Annotated in this window: 16 protein-coding genes; 5 read left to right on the top strand and 11 right to left on the bottom strand. The window is 39.6% G+C overall.

Annotation, left to right across the window (positions count from 1 at the left end; genetic code table 11):
* Nucleotides 1–21: 21 nt before the first annotated feature.
* Nucleotides 22–3,453: a hypothetical protein gene (locus HYX58_05980; protein MBI2775531.1), complete on the bottom strand. Its 3,432-nt coding sequence runs from the start codon at nt 3,451–3,453 to the stop codon at nt 22–24.
* Nucleotides 3,438–4,802, bottom strand: a complete 1,365-nt coding sequence (locus tag HYX58_05975) for a hypothetical protein (GenBank protein MBI2775530.1) — start codon at nt 4,800–4,802, stop codon at nt 3,438–3,440. Before HYX58_05975 ends, HYX58_05980 begins: the two co-directional genes overlap by 16 nt.
* Before the next feature lie 251 nt (nt 4,803–5,053).
* Between HYX58_05975 and HYX58_05970 the strand changes: the two genes are divergently transcribed.
* Nucleotides 5,054–5,719, top strand: a complete 666-nt coding sequence (locus HYX58_05970; protein MBI2775529.1) for a hypothetical protein — start codon at nt 5,054–5,056, stop codon at nt 5,717–5,719.
* Between the two features lie 33 nt (nt 5,720–5,752).
* Here the strand turns inward: HYX58_05970 and HYX58_05965 are convergent, their stop codons facing one another.
* From HYX58_05965 to HYX58_05935, 7 genes are all read right to left on the bottom strand, one after another.
* The gene (locus HYX58_05965) at nt 5,753–7,240 is read right to left on the bottom strand and encodes a glycoside hydrolase family 1 protein (protein ID MBI2775528.1); all 1,488 of its coding nucleotides are present in this window, start codon (nt 7,238–7,240) and stop codon (nt 5,753–5,755) included.
* Complete coding sequence (locus HYX58_05960; GenBank protein MBI2775527.1) at nt 7,240–8,751, bottom strand: family 1 glycosylhydrolase; 1,512 nt, start codon at nt 8,749–8,751, stop codon at nt 7,240–7,242. The genes HYX58_05965 and HYX58_05960 overlap by 1 nt, the downstream gene beginning before the upstream one ends.
* An 18-nt stretch (nt 8,752–8,769) precedes the next feature.
* Nucleotides 8,770–9,036, bottom strand: a complete 267-nt coding sequence (locus HYX58_05955; GenBank protein ID MBI2775526.1) for a hypothetical protein — start codon at nt 9,034–9,036, stop codon at nt 8,770–8,772.
* Nucleotides 9,037–9,038: 2 nt separating this feature from the next.
* Nucleotides 9,039–9,554: a hypothetical protein gene (locus HYX58_05950; protein MBI2775525.1), complete on the bottom strand. Its 516-nt coding sequence runs from the start codon at nt 9,552–9,554 to the stop codon at nt 9,039–9,041.
* A 64-nt stretch (nt 9,555–9,618) separates the two neighbouring features.
* Nucleotides 9,619–10,446 carry a hypothetical protein gene (locus HYX58_05945; GenBank protein ID MBI2775524.1) on the bottom strand — a complete coding sequence of 276 codons (828 nt, stop codon included), beginning with the start codon at nt 10,444–10,446 and terminating at the stop codon, nt 9,619–9,621.
* A gap of 26 nt (nt 10,447–10,472) precedes the next feature.
* Nucleotides 10,473–11,015, bottom strand: coding sequence for a hypothetical protein (locus HYX58_05940; protein ID MBI2775523.1), 543 nt, complete (start codon nt 11,013–11,015; stop codon nt 10,473–10,475).
* A 464-nt stretch (nt 11,016–11,479) separates the two neighbouring features.
* Entirely contained in the window at nt 11,480–12,979 is a 1,500-nt protein-coding gene (locus tag HYX58_05935; GenBank protein ID MBI2775522.1) for a DEAD/DEAH box helicase, read from the bottom strand.
* 203 nt (nt 12,980–13,182) lie between these two features.
* Between HYX58_05935 and HYX58_05930 the strand changes: the two genes are divergently transcribed.
* Nucleotides 13,183–13,644 carry a hypothetical protein gene (locus HYX58_05930; GenBank protein MBI2775521.1) on the top strand — a complete coding sequence of 154 codons (462 nt, stop codon included), beginning with the start codon at nt 13,183–13,185 and terminating at the stop codon, nt 13,642–13,644.
* A gap of 52 nt (nt 13,645–13,696) precedes the next feature.
* Here HYX58_05930 and HYX58_05925 read toward each other — a convergent pair whose 3' ends face one another.
* Nucleotides 13,697–13,888 carry a DUF1328 domain-containing protein gene (locus tag HYX58_05925; protein ID MBI2775520.1) on the bottom strand — a complete coding sequence of 64 codons (192 nt, stop codon included), beginning with the start codon at nt 13,886–13,888 and terminating at the stop codon, nt 13,697–13,699.
* Nucleotides 13,889–13,903: 15 nt separating this feature from the next.
* Nucleotides 13,904–14,200 carry a hypothetical protein gene (locus tag HYX58_05920; GenBank protein ID MBI2775519.1) on the bottom strand — a complete coding sequence of 99 codons (297 nt, stop codon included), beginning with the start codon at nt 14,198–14,200 and terminating at the stop codon, nt 13,904–13,906.
* A 235-nt stretch (nt 14,201–14,435) separates the two neighbouring features.
* Between HYX58_05920 and HYX58_05915 the strand changes: the two genes are divergently transcribed.
* The 3 genes from HYX58_05915 (at nt 14,436) to HYX58_05905 (ending at nt 18,244) form a co-directional block, all read left to right on the top strand.
* Nucleotides 14,436–16,259, top strand: a complete 1,824-nt coding sequence (locus HYX58_05915) for a 30S ribosomal protein S1 (GenBank protein MBI2775518.1) — start codon at nt 14,436–14,438, stop codon at nt 16,257–16,259.
* Between the two features lie 5 nt (nt 16,260–16,264).
* On the top strand, nt 16,265–16,675 hold the full coding sequence (ndk, locus tag HYX58_05910; protein MBI2775517.1) for a nucleoside-diphosphate kinase: 411 nt from the start codon (nt 16,265–16,267) through the stop codon (nt 16,673–16,675).
* Between the two features lie 159 nt (nt 16,676–16,834).
* Nucleotides 16,835–18,244 carry a hypothetical protein gene (locus HYX58_05905; protein MBI2775516.1) on the top strand — a complete coding sequence of 470 codons (1,410 nt, stop codon included), beginning with the start codon at nt 16,835–16,837 and terminating at the stop codon, nt 18,242–18,244.
* Nucleotides 18,245–18,253 lie beyond the last annotated feature (9 nt).

Genomic DNA, 18,253 nt, shown 5'->3' with positions numbered 1-18,253 from the left:
AAAGGGCTTTTTAGTGCTTTTTTATGGCAATAAAAGTAGATTATGGAAAGTGGTCGCTGGCATCATGAGCGTTGCGGTCGTTTTAATAAGTGATGCAGTTAATATTGCACCAGGCGAAATATCATAGTTTGTTGCGCTGCCATTATCTGCTTGGTTGCCAATAATTGTTGCAGTAAATGGATTAGTATGATCAGAAATGCTGAATGACGTGCCGCCCGTTAACGTATTATTGCGAATCAGGTTATTGCGAATTGTTGAAAGTGAACCGGCGTTAAAGATCGCTGAAAATATTCCCGTTGCTGCACGATTGCCATTAATATCGCAATTTTGCACCGCTATATCCCCATCAGTACTTGCAATTCCAATTCCTATAAATCCATCAGTTGACCTATTATTATAAAGAATGCAACTATCGATGAGCGTTGTATTATTATTTCCCGCACTTGCAATAATCGAACCGGTGATCGCATTATCGTGGAAGTTACAGTTTTGCACGATCGTATTTGAGCTGCTTCCGACACCAATCGTATTTTGGCTACTGTTATTATACAATCGGCAACCAGCCATTTGTGCGCCGCCTGCTCTCAAAATATTAACAATAGTGCCGGTAATCGTATTATCAAAAATATCGCAATTGACAAATCGAGCTCCGGTAGAAGTATTTATAAATAGTTGCCCAGTGAGTGCGTGAATTGTATCTTGATTGAAAAGTACGTCGTCCGAATTGACGATGTTAATAGCAACACCTGAAGGGCCCGCTACGTTAACTATTTCAACATGATCGAATGTAACAGCCGTGGAGCTTGAAACAAGTGCGCCGTTTCCATTATCAATAACACCATTATAAATATTGATATTTCGAACGCCACTTACCTGAATACCCCCATTCAATAAGCGACGCGAATTCATATTTATAGAAACATTATTCGCGCTAACAGTGATTGTACCTACAATGTCATTTTGCAAACAATATGGCCCTGAAACGACGATATTAGTTGGGGCAGTAATTGGCGCTGCTTGGCATGTTAAACTACTTCTTAAATCGGCCAAAGAAGAGAATGTGCCATTGCAGCAGGCGGTAAGTGCGCTGAAAGTGCCGTTAAATCCGGCAGCCACTTGCGTGAATACTGGACTCAAATTTAAATTGAGGTTCGCAAGAACACTAAAGGTACCATTGCAACATGCATTCAAAGCAGTAAACACAGGGCTGAAATCAACCGTTGTAGTGATACTAAGATTGGCAAGAACCGTAAATACAGTACAAATATCACACGGAGGCGTGAGCGCGTTCGAAACCATTTCAAGATTGTGATAAGAAGAAAGTGGTGCATTTGAAGGAATCGGAAGTATAATACCGTTAGCATAACTTAGTTGCGCAATTGGGATGACCAATCCGCCTAGCGCTCGATAGTCCTGCGTGTGCCCCTGAGCTTCGTTCATGGTAACCATCGATGTGCCAGCTACATCAAGACCAATAGAACCCCCAGCACCTCCAATGTTGCTATTGAGAATATTTTTTTCGACTACAACATCAGCACCACTAGCTACAATACCTGTTGCAGCTCCAGATCCTGTTGCAATTGGGAAAGCCCCGCAACGATTAAAATTAACAACGTTTCCTCTAATAATCGCGTGATCGACTGAGGCAGCAGATATCCCAATTAAATCATTACCGACTACGTTGCCAGTTATTGTATTATATTCAATAGAAGCAGCCGTGGTCGTTTCAATCAAATTACAATCTACTGATGTCGTCCAGAGATTCCCAAGAAGAGTATTCTCTCTTATGATTGCATTAACAGATCCAGCATTTAAAATACCATGGAAGATGTTAGCAGCACCGAAGTCACCGCGGATTATAGTGTTGCCGCTTATATTATTGTTAGCAATAATCGAATTAGCTATCCCACTGACTTGTATAAGATTGCATTCAGGTAAACCATCCCCAGCAATACTATTATTCTCCAAGCGGCAGTTGGTAATTTCAGCCGCTGATACGGTGAGCATCAAGCTTTGCAAAACGATACCATTTTGACTTCCTGCATAGGTGTTTTTTTCGATCACAACATTATTAATCCTTGTAGCATCACAATCGGTAGCCAAAATTATATTTCCAGTCGCTACCGCAGATGAGCTATTATCACTAAAAATGCAATCATCGATGAACACTTTTGGCGCTAAGTCCATAGTTGCAAAACTGATTGGGGTAATTGTCGACGAGTTATGAGTGACTTTAAATCTACTCATACCCACATCCGAAACCAGATTCAGATTTATTGCTCTTGGTAGCGTACAGTTATTAATCGTAACGTTATCAAATGTGAACTGAGCACCAAGAGCGGTACCACCAAAAGCCGCATTGTTAGCCGAAATAGCTTCACTCGAGAAAACACATTCTGATGCGTTCACATTCTCAAAGATCACGTCGATTGCTGGCACCAGGCTTAATAGATTCAATGCTGAACAATTTTCTACATTTAGATTTCTAATTACAATATTAGTGCCTGTGATGATTGAGCATACAGGAACCAATGCCACACTATCAAAATAGGTACAATCTACTATGCTGACATCCCGAATATTAGCAAGACTAGCCAGACCGTTCGTTGAGCCAGCCATTTGTACATTTTCCATTGTGATTGCAGTTCCGGTAGTGACCGATATTACTCCGGCTTGCGACAGAATATTGGCAAAACTGAGATTGCGCATGTTGCTCAAAGCTGCCGTACCAGCACTTGAAACGCCGGGATTATTTAAAACAGCATTGATTATTTGGCATGTATCGATACTGTCCATAGCAAAGGCATTGGCATACCGCGAATTATTTATACTGAAATTCTTAAATAAAAGATTGTTACTCGAAGCGGATGTGACGCAGATACTGCTATCTCTAAAATGGTTAAAAATGGAATAATTGGTTACCGCGAGTCCATTGATTGCAGAACAATCAATATCCGCATTACTGCATGAAAATGATCTAATCGAATCTAACGTTAAATCATTACAATTACTAGCTATAATACCCAGCCCATACAGTTGACCATTGCGTACTGATACATTATCAACGTTGGCAATATTAATTGTCCCAACGCCCGAAGCAACGCCTGGAGCGATAACGGAGAACCCGTTTAAATCCAAATGAACTTCGCTCGATGAAATAGTAATAGTGCCAATAATATCGTTTGCTAAACAATAATTACCCGATGCTGTAATATCCGTTGATGTAAATATTGGAATAGCGCCGCATGCAGTGAGCGTATTCTTTATATCAAACAGTGAACTGAATGTGCCATCACAACAAGCAGCGAGTGCGCTGAAAACGCCACTCAAATCGGCTGTTGCGGTTACCGTTAAGTTTGCAAGCACCGAGAACGTCCCCTCGCAACATGCATTCAACGCGGTAAACACTCCGCTCAAATCGGCAGTTGCAGTTACCGTTAAATTCGCCAGCACGCTGAACGTGCCATTGCAACACGCATTAATAAAAACGTTCCAATCACTTCTCTATCTATTTTATCTAACATCGAAAATGTGCTTTCACAGCATGCGTTCAATGCAGTAAATACTGGATTGAAGTTCACCGTGATTGCCGTCAATGATGATTTAATATCAGCAATCGCTGAGAAGGTGCCGTTACAGCACGCAGTCAGCGAACTAAAAGTTCCTTCGCAGCATGCATTCAATGCGGTAAACACCCCACTCAAATCGGCAGTTGCAGTTACCGTTAAATTCGCAAGCACACTGAACGTGCCATTACAACATGCATTAATAACACTGAAGGTGCCTATTACTTCTCTATCTATTTTATCAAGCATCGAGAAGGTGCTATTGCAGCATGCATTAAGTGCTGTAAATACAGGATTTAAATCTACAACCGCTGTAAAACTCAAATTTGCGAGCGTGCTAAATGTTCCATTGCAACACGCATTAATTACACTGAAAGTACCTATTACCTCTCTATCTATTTTATCAAGCATTGAGAAGGTGCTTTCGCAGCATGCATTCAACGCCGTAAACACCGGATTAAAATTCACTTGAATAGCCGTTAACGATAACTTAAGATCCGCTATTGCACTAAACGTTCCATTGCAGCATGCATTAATAACGCTGAACGTACCTATTACCTCTCTATCTATTTTATCCAGCATCGAGAAGGTGCTATTGCAACATGCATTAAGTGCTGTAAATACAGGATTTAAATCTACAACCGCCGTAAAACTCAAATTTGCGAGCGTGCTAAATGTTCCATTGCAACATGCATCAATTACCGAAAATACTGGATTGAGGTCTACAGTTGCTGTTACATTCAGATTGGCCAGAATACTCCAGGTAGCCTGAAAATCGAAACGGATCTCATCGCAGCATGCTATCAAAATATTAATCTTTGCTTTTATCGCATTGAGAATCGCTATTATCTGACTAAAATCGCAACATCCGCAGCAACCCGAAATTGCTCCATTGCCAATTCCAGGCGCGTCCGGGCGCGCTACTCTCGCTTGCTCATCTTTCATGCATTCAATCATTGACGGCAAGAGCTCACTCAGATCCTGTATGGAAATATGGCCACCCTCGGCTATCACTTTGCAAACGCGGAGTAACGTTTCACTTGGCTCATCAGTGCGCATCAGCATGTGTTCAAGGACGTGTTCTATTGCCGTCGATTCTTCTTTCGTGACGAGTTCAGTTGCAGAACCTAACATTTTATCGTTTGATTCAAGCTGCTCATTGCCTTTTGCAAATACTGAAATGCACAATAATAGAATATAAAGAATTTTTCTACTCTTAAAAATAATCTGCTTCATCTTTTTCCTTTTTATTTTTTTGCTTCTTTTTTCATTCTATCAATACAAATAATGACACTGAAAATCAATAATTGATGCAACCACTTAATCTTTATGGCAAACTCGCACTGTATTTAGAAGTAATAGCAGCGCATATTAGCGCTGCCTGAGTTCTCTTTTGCCTTTCTTTTTTATTCACAACATGTCAGTATTGTATTTACTGAATCAAAAATGCAATGGCTGATTTTAAAGATTCTGGGGGGAATAAAAAAATGATCAAATTATCGCGCATTATCGGCAGATCATCCTTTTTTTCTGCCAGCCTTACTGCTTTATTTTTAGCGCTGACTTTGTGGAGCGGACTTTTTCCTACGAACACTGCACTCTCGATTTATCGGCATTTTATTTCCAGTTCACAGAATTATTTGGAATCTCGAACGGCGCAATACGGCCTTGCGTTAAATCTGCACTCAGAGTATGACCAATTAGCATTGATAGCGACGATCATTATAGCAATTTCCGGCATCATACTTTGTATCCAAACAATAAGAACTCCAATTATAGGCTGGTTGAAAGAACTTATCATAAACGGAGGCGCAATTTGCTGGCGAATGGTTCTTTATATTTCAATACTCTGTATAGTTTCTTGGGCCGCAGTCGCTGTCTATTTTGGTACGCAGCTTTCTGCGCTTTCGCCAGCGAAACCAAGCACCAGTTATTGGCAAGCTTTTTTAACGTATGTAAATCCAATAACGCTGGCCAAAATGGGATGGCGATCGATAAACAAACTTTTTAAAGCACAAAATCTTTTTGATTCGATGAACTATGTAAGCTTTGCGGGCTATTGCATCAGCTTAGCAATCGATATTATCAGCACACTTATTTTTTTTCTTTTGCTGTATAAAGCGCTTTCAGCAAACAAAAAAGCCACGTCATAATCGACGTGGCCCATTATTTTAATTGCAAACTTATTATGCACGCGCTGCGTGTTCACGCATTAGATTAATAAACGGTTTTGCATTTTCAGAGAGCATGCGTTCACAGGTTTTATTTTCGTAATCGACGTCACAAAGACCATAATGCTCCGCATAACCTTCATTCCACTCAAAACCGTTAATGAAACACCAATAAAAATAGCCGCGAACATCAAAACCATCTTTTATAGCTTTTGAAATGACATAAAGATGCTTTTTAATAAATTCATCGCGGATCGTTCCCTCACGATCACTCACGCCATTTTCGGTGATATAGATCGGCTTTCCAACCGCTGCAGCTTTTTCTATACATGCATAAAGACCTTCAGGATACATAGATTTCCCGTGATTAATTTTTTCAAATTCACGATGAGCACCCGAAGATAATCCTAAAAAACTTGCCGCAAGCAACAGAGGAGAAAGAAGCAATGCGGTTGATTGATTAATAACGCCTGTAATTGCAAGAGCAATAAATAAAGCGCCGCCAGCTGCTGCGGCAATCAAAGATTTTTTTTGATCTTGTTTGATAATTATATGCGTATAATAATTGAGGCCCATATAATCGATAGATTCAGATGCTTCTGGGTTATAAGATTTTACGAGTGATCCCCAATTAAAATGACCAGTTTTGAAAAATTCAAGTATTGTTTCATTCGTTAACTTTCCAAAATAACTACATATCGCATTCTCAAGAGGATTATAATCATGATAAGGATGAAGTGGCTGCATCACATGCGCAATACCAATTTCTGCGTATTTGTCTTTTTGATGAAATACTTTTGCTATACGCACATGAGCGTCCAACATATTTTTTAAAACATGGCCCGCTTTTATTAAATACCCACTTTTGCTCGGTGCCAAATTGCCGCGTAAATATCCTTCCAGAACAACTACCGTTGGCTCATTGAATGTCATCCACCAATGAACACCAATCGGCATCATTGCGTCAAAAACATAATGCGCAAATCTATCAAAGTAATATGCATTTTCTACTTTTTCAAAACCACCAAGGTCGGCAAACCAGCAAGGAATTACAAAATGGTGTAAGCAGACAACAGGTATAATTTTTTGGCGTAAACATTCGCGCGCAATATCAACGTAATGATCCAAAGCATCTTGATCCCAAATACCTTCTTGTGGTTCTATCTTGGACCAATCTACGGAGAATCGATATATCTTAATACCTGCTTGGCTCATTAATTTAATATCATCTTTGTATCGGTTCCAATGATCGCAGCCAATTCCTGGCTGAGGCCGGAAAGTTTCACGAGTCCAGGAATTTTGGGAAAATTCGCCGCGCGCCGTTTGATTTCCTTCAAGCTGAAATGCCGAAGACCCAGTTCCCCATAGAAAACCAGCGGGAAATCTTGATGCATCATAATTATATGAAAGCTCATTCCAGTTCCAATAATCTTCGATTGCGTCACTTGTTGGTGCAATAAAATTAAGAGCCATTAGAATAACTATTAATTTATTTTTCATCATTAATTAATCGGATTCATGCCAGTATGTTTACGCATCAGTGCAACAAACCATTTTGCATTTTCGCGTAATGTACGAGTTAATGTATTACCTTCGTAATCAACTTCATAAATTCCATATTTTTTCTTAAAACCTGCAGTGCTCCAGCTAAAATGATCCATGAAGCTCCAATAATGATAGCCACGAATATCATAACCATCCTTAATTGCTTCTGAAACAATATAAAGATGCTTTTTGATATATTCTTCGCGTTTATCACCAGAACGATCACTAATACCGTTTTCAGTTATGTAGATTGGTTTACCCGCAGAAGATGCTTTTTCAATACACCCTCTCAACCCTTCTGGATAAATTTGTTTTTCATCAGAAGCAGATGTTCCCTCGCGATGGGATTTAACCGATAAACTCAAACATGAGCTCACAATGGCCGAAATAACGCCCAGGCCTAATCCGGTTGATGGTTTAATCAATCCCTTTTGCACAAGCCCAGTAATTGCCAAACTGCTTGCGCCAAACGCGATTGCTGTTTTTTTCATATTTTGTTTAATCAAACTATGCGTATAGTAATTTAAACCAAAATAATCGATCGAGGCCGGAGCAGCTTTATTTTCATCTTTAACCAATCCGCCCCAATTGAATTTACCGGTTTTGAAAAATTCAATAATTGTATCATTATTTAAGCCACCAAAATAACTGCATATAGATTTTTCAAGCGGATTGTAATCATGATAAGGATTGAGTGGCTGCATAATATGGGCGATACCGAATTTAGCATCTTTGTCATTTTTCTTGAACTCTTGCGATATTTCAACGTGCGTATTAAGCATATTACGCAAAACTTGCCCTGCTTTTATTAAATGCCCAACTTGCCCAGGTGGCAATTTGCCGCGTAAGTACGATTCGAGTACAACTCCAACTGGCTCATTGTATGTCATCCACCAATGCACGCCAGCAGATTGCATATTTTTTTGCACATAATATGCGAAATTTTTGAAATCTTCTTTGTTTTCTATTTTTTCAAATGCACCTTGATCGGCAAACCACGTAGGCCAAACATGATGAAATAGACAAACAATTGGCTCAATATTTCTTTTTTTACACTCACGCGCGATAGCAGCATAGTGATCCATAGCATCTTGATCGATCTCACCTTTTTTCGGTTCGATTTTCGACCAATCTACAGAAAATCTATAGTGGCGCATTCCGGCCTTTGCAATATTTTCTATATCTTCTTCGTATCGATTCCAATGATCTGCCGCAATGCCCGGCTGTGGGCGAAATTTATCACGGGTCCAATTATTTTCAGAAAACTTTCCATTGGCAGTTTGATTTCCCGCAATTTGAAAATCGGATGATGCAGTGCCCCACACAAAATCTTTGGGAAAATTAAGCGTTTCTTCGGAAATTAGAATATTATCCCAATTTCGATACTCTTCAACAGCATGCGTCATTGCCGTAAAAAGATTAATCGCGCACAGCGCTATGATCATCATTCTATTTTTTCTCTGTTTCATAATAAAACCTCATGTTTTTTACTGCGCTGTTTGCGTTTGTTCATTTCTAATTTTTTCATTTTCTAAAATAATACCGCGCTTTTTAAGCTCATCCCGTAACTGTGCAGCACTTGCAAATTGAATACCATCAATGCCGACTTTTACTGAAGCTTCAGTATTATCCTTTCTATCATCGATAAAGATAATCTGCCCTTGATTCCACTTGTGCTCTACTAAAAATTCTTTTAATGCTTGGAAATATTCTATTGTAGGCTTTACTTTATAGGTGTAACGCTCTCCATCCATTTTCAAAGCGCCATCGTAAAACAATCCATCAAATAATAAAAAAAGTTCAGGATATTTTTTTCCATTCTCATCAATGATTCATGGCCAATATTGGATGCAAGCACCTGAACATACCCTAATGCTTTTAAACTTGTGATGATATCGACCATTTCAGGGCTAATATAATGGAGCGTGGCAATGTTATAAATTTTTTCTTTATGTTCAGCAAGCTCTGCAGGATGAAGCGCAACAATCTCTTCAATCATGCGATCGCCAGATTTTGTTTGCCCCAATCCATACCAAAGTTCTTTAATAAATGAGGGCGAGAAAATGAGTTTAATTAAATCCCAACGATTGTTTGCATCTTTAACAACTCTGATGCTTTCCCACGTCATTGCGCCAATTGGTTTATAAGCAATAACATCATGGAAATCCCAAGCAATAACCGTATTTTCGGGTGTGTATTCTTTTTTTTGGATCGAGAGAGCAAGCGCGAGTCCTGCAATAATCAATGCACAACTATAAAAAAATTTCTTCAAGAGGGATCCTCATCTGTAGGGGGCGCTTTTTTTAGTTTCAGCCTAAGAAAACCCGTTTGCAAAATCAATTAATGCCAAAACGAATGCCCACATCTTGAATAGCGTCGCTTAAATTAGCATCTTGTGACAAAAGTCCACGCGCTTGAAGTTCACTCCAAACCTGCTTGCCAGATTTAAATTGAATAGATTCAATTTTTATTGGTGAGCCGTCATTAGATTCCTGTGCGGCAGAAATATAGTTAGGATTATCATCGATAAAAATAATATTTTGCCCATCTTTGATCAAATTATTGTCGTTCAAATATTTGCGCAAACCTATAAAAAAGCGCGCATCGAGCTTTTCGTAGGAGCTATAAGGTTTTCCTGTTTTTGGATCAATTAAATTTTTGCAAAAACCACCATCAAAGTTTTTGAAAAAACTCGGATAATGTTTTTGGCTAATATAATTGTAAGAATCAACACCAATATTTGAAACGAGCGCTTGCTTCATTCCTCGCTTCTTTAACTCATTCACGATCGCTGCCATCTCAATATTAAGCTTGTGCGGATTTGCAAGACGATAGAGATTGTTGCGATGCTGTGCCAAAATAGTAGGATATTTTTCAATTACATGATTGAGAATATCGTCAACACAACGCGTTTCTTTTCGTTTTTCTTTATACTCTTTATAAAATGTTGGTATAAATTTGATGAGCGCCGCTCGATTTGGTGCGCCATACAAGAATCTGCACACATCGACCAACGACCCAATATAATCTGAGGTGCTGTCATACCGCTTTGATAACGTATCGTTCCAATCAATTGCGCCGACCGGCAATGGCAATTCCATTGCGAACGCAAGATTCACTATGCAAAATATACTTATTACTAATACTTTAAGCGTCCGAAACATATAATTCTCCATTTACGGTATATATTTTACGGCAGAAAACACTGCGCTATACTTCCTCTTTGCTCATACGCTTCAATCGCATTTATTTCTTTATCGCAATCAGAGATGGTTTTGCAAATATTTGCGTGAAGTTCTTTGCCACCTTCTAAATATACCAGATCAGCGGAACGCTTTTCTAACGATCTAAGATCCCATCTTATATTGAGTATATTTTTTTTTGTTTTATCATAAGTAGCGACCTTCAAAAGCCATTGGGCATAAAGACAAAGTACGCTTGCAGCACTAACGAAAATTTTTTCACTCAATCGCAAAGATTCAATTTTGAATTCAGAGAATGGCATTGCCATGATCGCAATTGAGCCAGCCTGGATACCCCGCCGGGCTATCCACTGGCCGTTCAATCTTGTTCTAAGGTCGTGATATTCACGCTGGATAGATTTATATTCTTTGAGAGCATCTTCCACAGAATAAGGAACAGATTGCATTATTTGCATAATAACTTGTTCATCTGCATGAGAAAAATGAACTGGAACCAAGAGAGAAATCAACAAATAAAAGTATTTATACATGAAAAAAACCTCGCATTTACCTGGAATAATCTACGTATTAGATACTACCACAATTTAAATCCCTTGAAAACCGCTATTTCTTTTTGATTTATTTTATAGCGGAGGAAATGCAAATAGTTACAGACTGAAAACATACTTCGTCCATATTACATACCTCTTTAAGGCTTTATTTTTACTCATCCCTCGATACAAACGCAAGGCGTTCACTCGGGACGAGCGCAATTGATGCTATTTTTTTTTACCTTAATTTGGTTTTTATAATTTTATTAATCAGAGTCTTTTCCTTCGCGCTCGTCCCGAGTGATTTTTAACCGCGTTAAAAATTGTATCGAGGGATGCGCGCATTTAATTTTGATAATTTCAGAATAGATGTAAAAAAACGCCCAGCACATTTCTGCGCTGGGCTTAATTGCGAGATTTATCCCGAGTGATTTCGACGCGAAGCGAGAAATTGTATCGAGGGATTACGCTTCGTAGATTCTTCTGCTAAAACCTCGGCTGCTGCCACTGCGACCACCGCCAAAGCCACCGCTGCTACGACGTCCGCCGCCTCTGTTGCCGCTAAATCCACCGCCAAATCTTCTTGGGCGGTATGAACGATCGCCACCGCGATCATCGCTTGAAGGAGCGACATTAAGATCTTCACCTTCTTGGGCTACTGCACCATAAAGTTGCTGCGAGCAGCTCACAAGCGCTTTGATCAGTTCACCTTGAGAAAGTGATGATAGTTGCTCAGAGAGTGCAACTTCAGCTGGCTTTGAAAGTTCTTTTCTAGCTTGCTGAGTAATTGCTGTGTAAATTTTTTGTACACGTTTTTGGTTTATTTCTTCAGCCGTAGGAAGCGACATCGGTTCAATAGTTACATTATAACGACGCGCGAGCGAATTAACACGATAGCGCATTTGCGGATCAATAATAGTAATTGCTACGCCTTCTTTTCCTGCACGGCCAGTTCTGCCGATACGGTGAATATAGCTTTCTTGATCTTCAGGAAGGCCATAGTTAATAACGTGGGTAATACCGGCAACGTCGATTCCGCGAGCTGCAACGTCGGTTGCTACTAAAAAGCTGAATTCGCGATTTTTAAATCCTTTAATAACCTGATTTCTTGCAGATTGGCTCATATCGCCATGAATAGGCTTTGCTTTGTAGCCACGTTTACCGAGTAATTCGGCAACTTCGCCTGTAATAATTTTTGTTGGGCAGAAAATGAAGCCGTACATATCTTCTTCACTTTCAAGAATACGAGAAAGTGCTTCAAAGCGTTGACGGCGAGAAACGACAGCATAAAACTGCTTGGTGCTTGCGTTTGCAATGCTGGTTGAGTTAATGCGAACCGAAACAGGGTTTGGCATATGCGATTTCATTAAATCGCTAATTCCTGATTTCACCGTTGCAGAAAACAACCAAATACTGCGATTTGCTGGGGTCATGTTAATAATTTCTTCAACTTCATCTTTAAAACCCATATCAAGCATCGTATCTGCTTCATCAAGAACGACTATTTTAATGTCGGCCAAGCTGAGCGTACGGCGTTGAATATGATCGTTAAGACGACCCGGTGTTCCAATAACAAGATGAGGCTTTGCATTAAGCTCTCTCATTTGGCGATCAATAGGCATACCGCCATAAATAGGAACAATAGAAATGCCGCGATAGCGTGCTACCTGAATCAAACTTTGATAAATTTGATCGGCCAATTCGCGAGTTGGCGCAACAACCAGTGCCTGTACTTTTCTTATAGCAGGATCAATATCCTGTAAAAGTGGTAAACCAAAAGCGAGCGTTTTACCTGTACCTGTTTGCGCTTGCCCGTGGAAATGGGTGCGTGAATTATCAAGAAGCACAGGAAGAGCTTGAGCTTGAATAGGGGTTGGCGTGGTTAAACCAAGGCTTGTAAGAGCCTGTTTAATCTGCGCGTGGAGAGAAAAATCGTTAAAAGAACCAAGAGAATTTGTACTCATAAAGTATCCTTGCGTAAGGTAATCCTAGGCCCCCGCAGGCCCACTCTAGTACAACTATTGGTGATCCCTTACGAGGATAACATCGAAGCGATATGCTACGATCTTTTCAGATAGGAAAATATATATATAAAAAAGGCCTTGTTTAGCCTCTTTATTAGAATAACAAAATCCGGGAAATTGACAAGCTCACAATATTGATTAGAATGAAGGATAGAGGTTTTGCCCTGGAAATGGCATGGCAAAATTACTATAAAATGGAACTTTCGGAGGTTATTCGCATGTTTTTTAAAAGATCTTTTACTATTGTTTTAATAGCTTTACTGGCTATTTCTACCCAATCGCCCCTGGCTGAGGCGTTTCCAACCCAAGAAGCATCAACTCTCTTAGAGCAGTTGGCTGAAAAAACGAGTTTTAATATAAAAATTAGCCCTATCATGGCGCCATATCAAGTAGGTGTTGGTATATACAACCACCCCTGGGTTGCCTTTGGGTCTTTTTTAGGGCTAGTTTTACTCCGCAACTATTATCAAAACAAAATTCACCAAATAGCAGGCTATGCTGACCAGCAAACGTTTGCCGCAAAAGGGCGTAAGGGTTTAAACAAAGACTGCACTGATCTTATTTGGCCAGTAAATAAGCTTTTATGTATATATCCAGCCGAATAGATTCTTCTATTAAATGAGAAGAGGCGCCTTGGAGCGCCTCTTTTATTTGATGCTATTTGTGGTGATGGTGTGGTGGGGGTGGCGCCATTAGATGGCGAATCACTGAAGCTATAAATGAAATGACGAAGATAAAAAACAGAACTTTGACAATAAGCAGTCCTGCACCTACAAACATCGTCGTGAAAAAACCCAAAAATCCGGTCGCACCTGCCAAAAGCAGGAATAAAATAATTAATCCGATCATAAACATAACTCCTCTTTATCGTTTTTTAGCTTTTACCGTCTTTTTGCGGCTAACAGTTTTGCGTGCCGCTGTTTTTCTTTTAGCTGAAGCGGCCTTTTTTTTAGGCGCAGCTTTTCTTTTTGTAGGAGATGCTTTCTTTTTTGCAGATGGCACCTTTGCTCCTTCTGCGCGAGCCTCAGAAAGACCTATTGCGATAGCTTGCTTACGGTTGGTCACCGTTTTGCCGCTTTTTCCGCTTTTTAGAGTTCCCTCTTTCATCTCTTCCATCGCATGTTTTACTTTTGCTTGTGATTTTTTGCCGTATTTGGCCATCGCAAACCTCTTTTTTTAATAGATTCAACAGAGCTCATAAGCTTTAATAATTTTCAGAATTACGCATTTTCTACTCATAAAACAAGAGAATTAAGAGCCGAAAAAACCTGAGCCGCGCATAAATCGATCTAATCGAGCTAAATTTGCCAATTGGTCAATCTCTTGGTATGCTATTTTCTAATTATTTTATAGTTATATGTTTCACCTTCTAACCATCTCTCGATCAGAGGATTACATGTCCAAAGAATTAATGCGCCCGCAGCAGTACCGCAAAGTACAAACGTCATGGGCACAAGACGAATCAATCCAACTCAATCAAGATCAACAAACCGAACTTGCTTCCTTGTATGAAAGCCAAACAGATAAGCTTTCTCAAGGAAAAATCGTTACCGGAAAAGTTATTCGCGCCGATAATGATGGCGTTCTTGTGGATATTGGATTCAAATCATACGGACTTATTCCTCCGTATGAATTTAATAAAATGGATTTGCAAAAAATCACTCCCGGCACCGATATTGAAGTGTTGCTTGAAGATTTAGAAAACGTTGATGGTAACGTCAGCCTTTCTTATGAACAAGCTAAGGCGCTTCGTGCATGGGATACTATTATGAAGCTCTTTGAAGAAGGCAAACCTGTTGAAGGTATTGTTACTCACAAAGTTAAAGGTGGCTTGAGCGTTGATATTGGTATTCCGGCATTCTTGCCTGGTTCACAAGTTGATTTGCAACGTGTTGCTGATTTTGATCAATTTGTTGGTCAGCCAATTACCGCTTACATTATTAAGGTTAATAAAAAACGTGGAAACGTTATTATTTCCCGTCGCAAATTCCTTAATGAGTTGCGTTCCGAATCTCGCAAGAAGATCTTGGGTACACTCTCTGAAAACCAAGTTATTCAAGGCGTTGTCAAAAATATTACGAATTACGGAGTATTTATCGACATCGGCGGCGTGGACGGATTGCTTCATATTACCGACATGACCTGGGGCCGCATTGCTCACCCAAGCGAACTTGTTCGCATCGGTGACAAAATTACGGTAAAAGTCCTTTCGTTTGATAAAGATAACGAGAAGATTTCTCTTGGCATGAAGCAGCTTACAGAAAATCCATGGGATAAAGTTGCTGGCGGTCTTGCTATTGGCGCGAAAGTCAAAGGTAAGATTTCAAGCATCGCTGACTATGGTTTCTTTGTCGAGATCGCAAAAGGCGTTGAAGGCTTGGTCCACATTTCAGAAATTTCATGGACCGACCGCATCGAGAATTTGCATAAGCATTTCAAAGTAGGCGATGAGGTTGAAGCGGTTATTGTTTCGATCGATAAAGAAAATCGTCGCATGTCGCTCAGCATTAAACAGCTGCAAGATAATCCTTGGAAACAAGTGAGCGAGAAATTCAAAATTGGTCAAACTATTAAAGGGCCAATCACGAATATTACCGATTTCGGTATCTTCATTCAGTTAATGCCAGGAATCGACGGCCTTGTTCATATTTCGGATCTTTCATGGACCGAGCACATTGCGCATCCTGCTGACGTTTATAAACGCGGACAAGAAGTTGAAGCGGTTATTTTGGGCATTGATGAACAAAATAAGCGTGTATCACTTGGCATCAAGCAACTAACGCAAGATCCATGGGCAACAATTGAACAACAATATCCAGTTGGCAGCATCGTTGAAGGTGAAGTTTCAAAAATCATCAACTTCGGCGCATTCGTTAAACTTCCAAATGGTATTGAAGGGCTTGTACACATTTCAGAACTTTCAGATCAAAATATCGAAAAAGTAGAAGATGTGCTTAAAGTCGGCCAAAAGAGCGAGTTCCGCGTTATCAAGATCACCAAAGAAGATCATAAACTTGGTTTGAGCTTGAAAACAAAAGAAGAACCTGTAGAAAGAGAAGTTCAATCTTCTCGCCATCAAATGCCGCGTGAAAAACCGGCAATGATGAAAAAGCCAAGCAAAATGCGCACAGAAGAACCGGCTATCAAGCCAAAATCTCTCTTGCAAATTGAGCTTGAAAAGCATGCAGCTCGTCAAAAATCTGGCGATGATAAGGAATAACCAGTATGGAAAGAACACTCGCTATTATTAAACCGGATGCAGTTGCGGCGAAAAACAGCGGAAAAATCATCGATCTTATTGAGAACAATGGTTTTACGATCGTCGCAATGGAAAAAAAACAATTGAGCACAAAACAAGCTCAAGAGTTTTATGCGGTTCATAAGGAAAGACCGTTCTTTGGAGAAATGACGACGTTCATTTCTTCAGCGCCGGTTGTTATTATGGCACTTGAAAAAAATAATGCGATAAAAGCATGGCGTGATTTGATGGGAGCAACCGATCCTAAAAAAGCGGAAGCTCACACAGTTCGCGCGCAGTTTGCCACCGATATTGGCAAAAATGCAGTGCATGGTTCTGATGCGCCTGAAACGGCTGCAGAAGAAATTGCATTCTTCTTTCCGCATTTAAAAAAATAAACGTTTTAAAAAGCGTTTTATCAGGGGCAGCATTTTTGCTGCCCCTTTTTTTGTTTTGTTTTATAAAAATAATTCTGGCAGATTGGCATTTTAACCAATATTCATTATGATTAAGCGCCATAATACAATGTAACTTTATTCCATTAAGGGTGCTTAGAAATGCTAAAAATAATCTTACTGCCCATTATTTTAATTTCCGCATTTTCATCTGCGATGGAACAAACAAATGAAACTGCTCCCGCACCCTTAACTGAAGGTACAATCAAGTATTCTTCCCTCTCTGAAAAATTTATAAAAGACTTTTCAGAAGGTTTACAAAAAAATCCGAAAAAGCTCCTCGAGCTAATCAACTTGCAATGCAATAAAGCTGAAACATCAAAACAACTTGCTCAAGCAAATCCATCCATAGTTAATTTTCTGGTTGAACAATCTCCACTCTCGTGCACCAAGCATCTCTATGAACTTCCTACTGAACCACATTCCTTTGCAGCTTGCGCAAAATATTCGGCAAATGGCTATCAAGATAGTATTCATCTAATAGATGGACCAATAAAAAGACCTTTGAAAGGACATCGTGGAACGGTTTCATGTCTTAAATTTATTAAAGATGGAGACCAACTTATCTCAGCGGACCACGAAGGCAATATTTGTATCTGGGATACAAAGTCAGGAACAATCGAGAATGTTTTTAAGACGAAACAAGCAGTTACCGATCTTGTATTGAATCATAAAGAAACACTTTTTGCGTCGGTAGGTCGCGATACGAATGTGAATATCTGGGAGATCCCAACAGCCAAATCTCCAGAAACTACGAGTGCAGAAATCTTGAGTTACGATAAATCGGTTGATAGCACCATAGTGAGCGTTGCATTTGGTGAGCAGGATACCCAAATTGCGGGCGGGCTTGCTAATGGAAAAATTGCTTTTTGGGATATTGACGATAAAGATAATCCTCATATTTCAAAGCAAACACATTCTTCACAAATAAGTTCTCTCGCCTACAAAGGAAATCTTTTGGTTTCTGCTGCATGTGATTCGACCGTGAATTTATGGGATGCCAAACAAAAAAAACTTATAAAAAAAATCAAACCATTCGATAATGAGTACGTAACAAATTTTAAGCCCCTAGATTTTGGCATAATGGCGCTCACCAATAAAGGAAAAATCTATTTTCTTAATGCGAATAATGGAGACATAACCCCTATTATCCACAGAGACCTAAAAAATAATCTTTACTTGGATCTCAGCGATAAAACCACTCTCACCTCATTATCAAGAAATGGTGCTGTATCTACAGATTTAAGCTTTCTAAAAAACACCATGGACGCCGTTAATAATGGTTCATTTTCTCCGATTCAAATGAGTTTTATGATACTCGCTCTGCATCACAAAGGGTCATTTGATCTTACAAACGAAAAACTATCCCAAGAGTGGAGTAAGCTTGATCCTCGTTTGCAAAAAATGCTTGAAAAGAAGATAACAGTATATGATCCAAATGCTTCAACGTATCTGCAATCGGGAATGCGCGCATTATGGGGATGCGTTGGGCACACATATATAGATTTATAAAACGTGCAT

This window comes from Candidatus Dependentiae bacterium (genome assembly GCA_016191325.1).
GTDB lineage: Bacteria > Babelota > Babeliae > Babelales > JACPOV01 > JACPOV01.
The sequence above is the reverse complement of the archived record's forward strand: the minus strand, read 5'-3'. Positions and strand labels throughout refer to the sequence as shown.

Bases quoted from the DNA above. Each gene is read 5' to 3' on its own strand.
- HYX58_05940 (MBI2775523.1), bottom strand. From the start codon at position 11,015: ATGTATAAATACTTTTATTTGTTGATTTCTCTCTTGGTTCCAGTTCAT.
- HYX58_05925 (MBI2775520.1), bottom strand. From the start codon at position 13,888: ATGATCGGATTAATTATTTTATTCCTGCTTTTGGCAGGTGCGACCGGA.
- HYX58_05970 (MBI2775529.1), top strand. From the start codon at position 5,054: ATGATCAAATTATCGCGCATTATCGGCAGATCATCCTTTTTTTCTGCC.
- ndk (MBI2775517.1), top strand. From the start codon at position 16,265: ATGGAAAGAACACTCGCTATTATTAAACCGGATGCAGTTGCGGCGAAA.
- HYX58_05960 (MBI2775527.1), bottom strand. From the start codon at position 8,751: ATGAAACAGAGAAAAAATAGAATGATGATCATAGCGCTGTGCGCGATT.
- HYX58_05915 (MBI2775518.1), top strand. From the start codon at position 14,436: ATGTCCAAAGAATTAATGCGCCCGCAGCAGTACCGCAAAGTACAAACG.
- HYX58_05975 (MBI2775530.1), bottom strand. From the start codon at position 4,802: ATGAAGCAGATTATTTTTAAGAGTAGAAAAATTCTTTATATTCTATTA.
- HYX58_05920 (MBI2775519.1), bottom strand. From the start codon at position 14,200: ATGGCCAAATACGGCAAAAAATCACAAGCAAAAGTAAAACATGCGATG.
- HYX58_05905 (MBI2775516.1), top strand. From the start codon at position 16,835: ATGCTAAAAATAATCTTACTGCCCATTATTTTAATTTCCGCATTTTCA.
- HYX58_05965 (MBI2775528.1), bottom strand. From the start codon at position 7,240: ATGATGAAAAATAAATTAATAGTTATTCTAATGGCTCTTAATTTTATT.
- HYX58_05955 (MBI2775526.1), bottom strand. From the start codon at position 9,036: ATGGATGGAGAGCGTTACACCTATAAAGTAAAGCCTACAATAGAATAT.
- HYX58_05935 (MBI2775522.1), bottom strand. From the start codon at position 12,979: ATGAGTACAAATTCTCTTGGTTCTTTTAACGATTTTTCTCTCCACGCG.
- HYX58_05945 (MBI2775524.1), bottom strand. From the start codon at position 10,446: ATGTTTCGGACGCTTAAAGTATTAGTAATAAGTATATTTTGCATAGTG.
- HYX58_05930 (MBI2775521.1), top strand. From the start codon at position 13,183: ATGAAGGATAGAGGTTTTGCCCTGGAAATGGCATGGCAAAATTACTAT.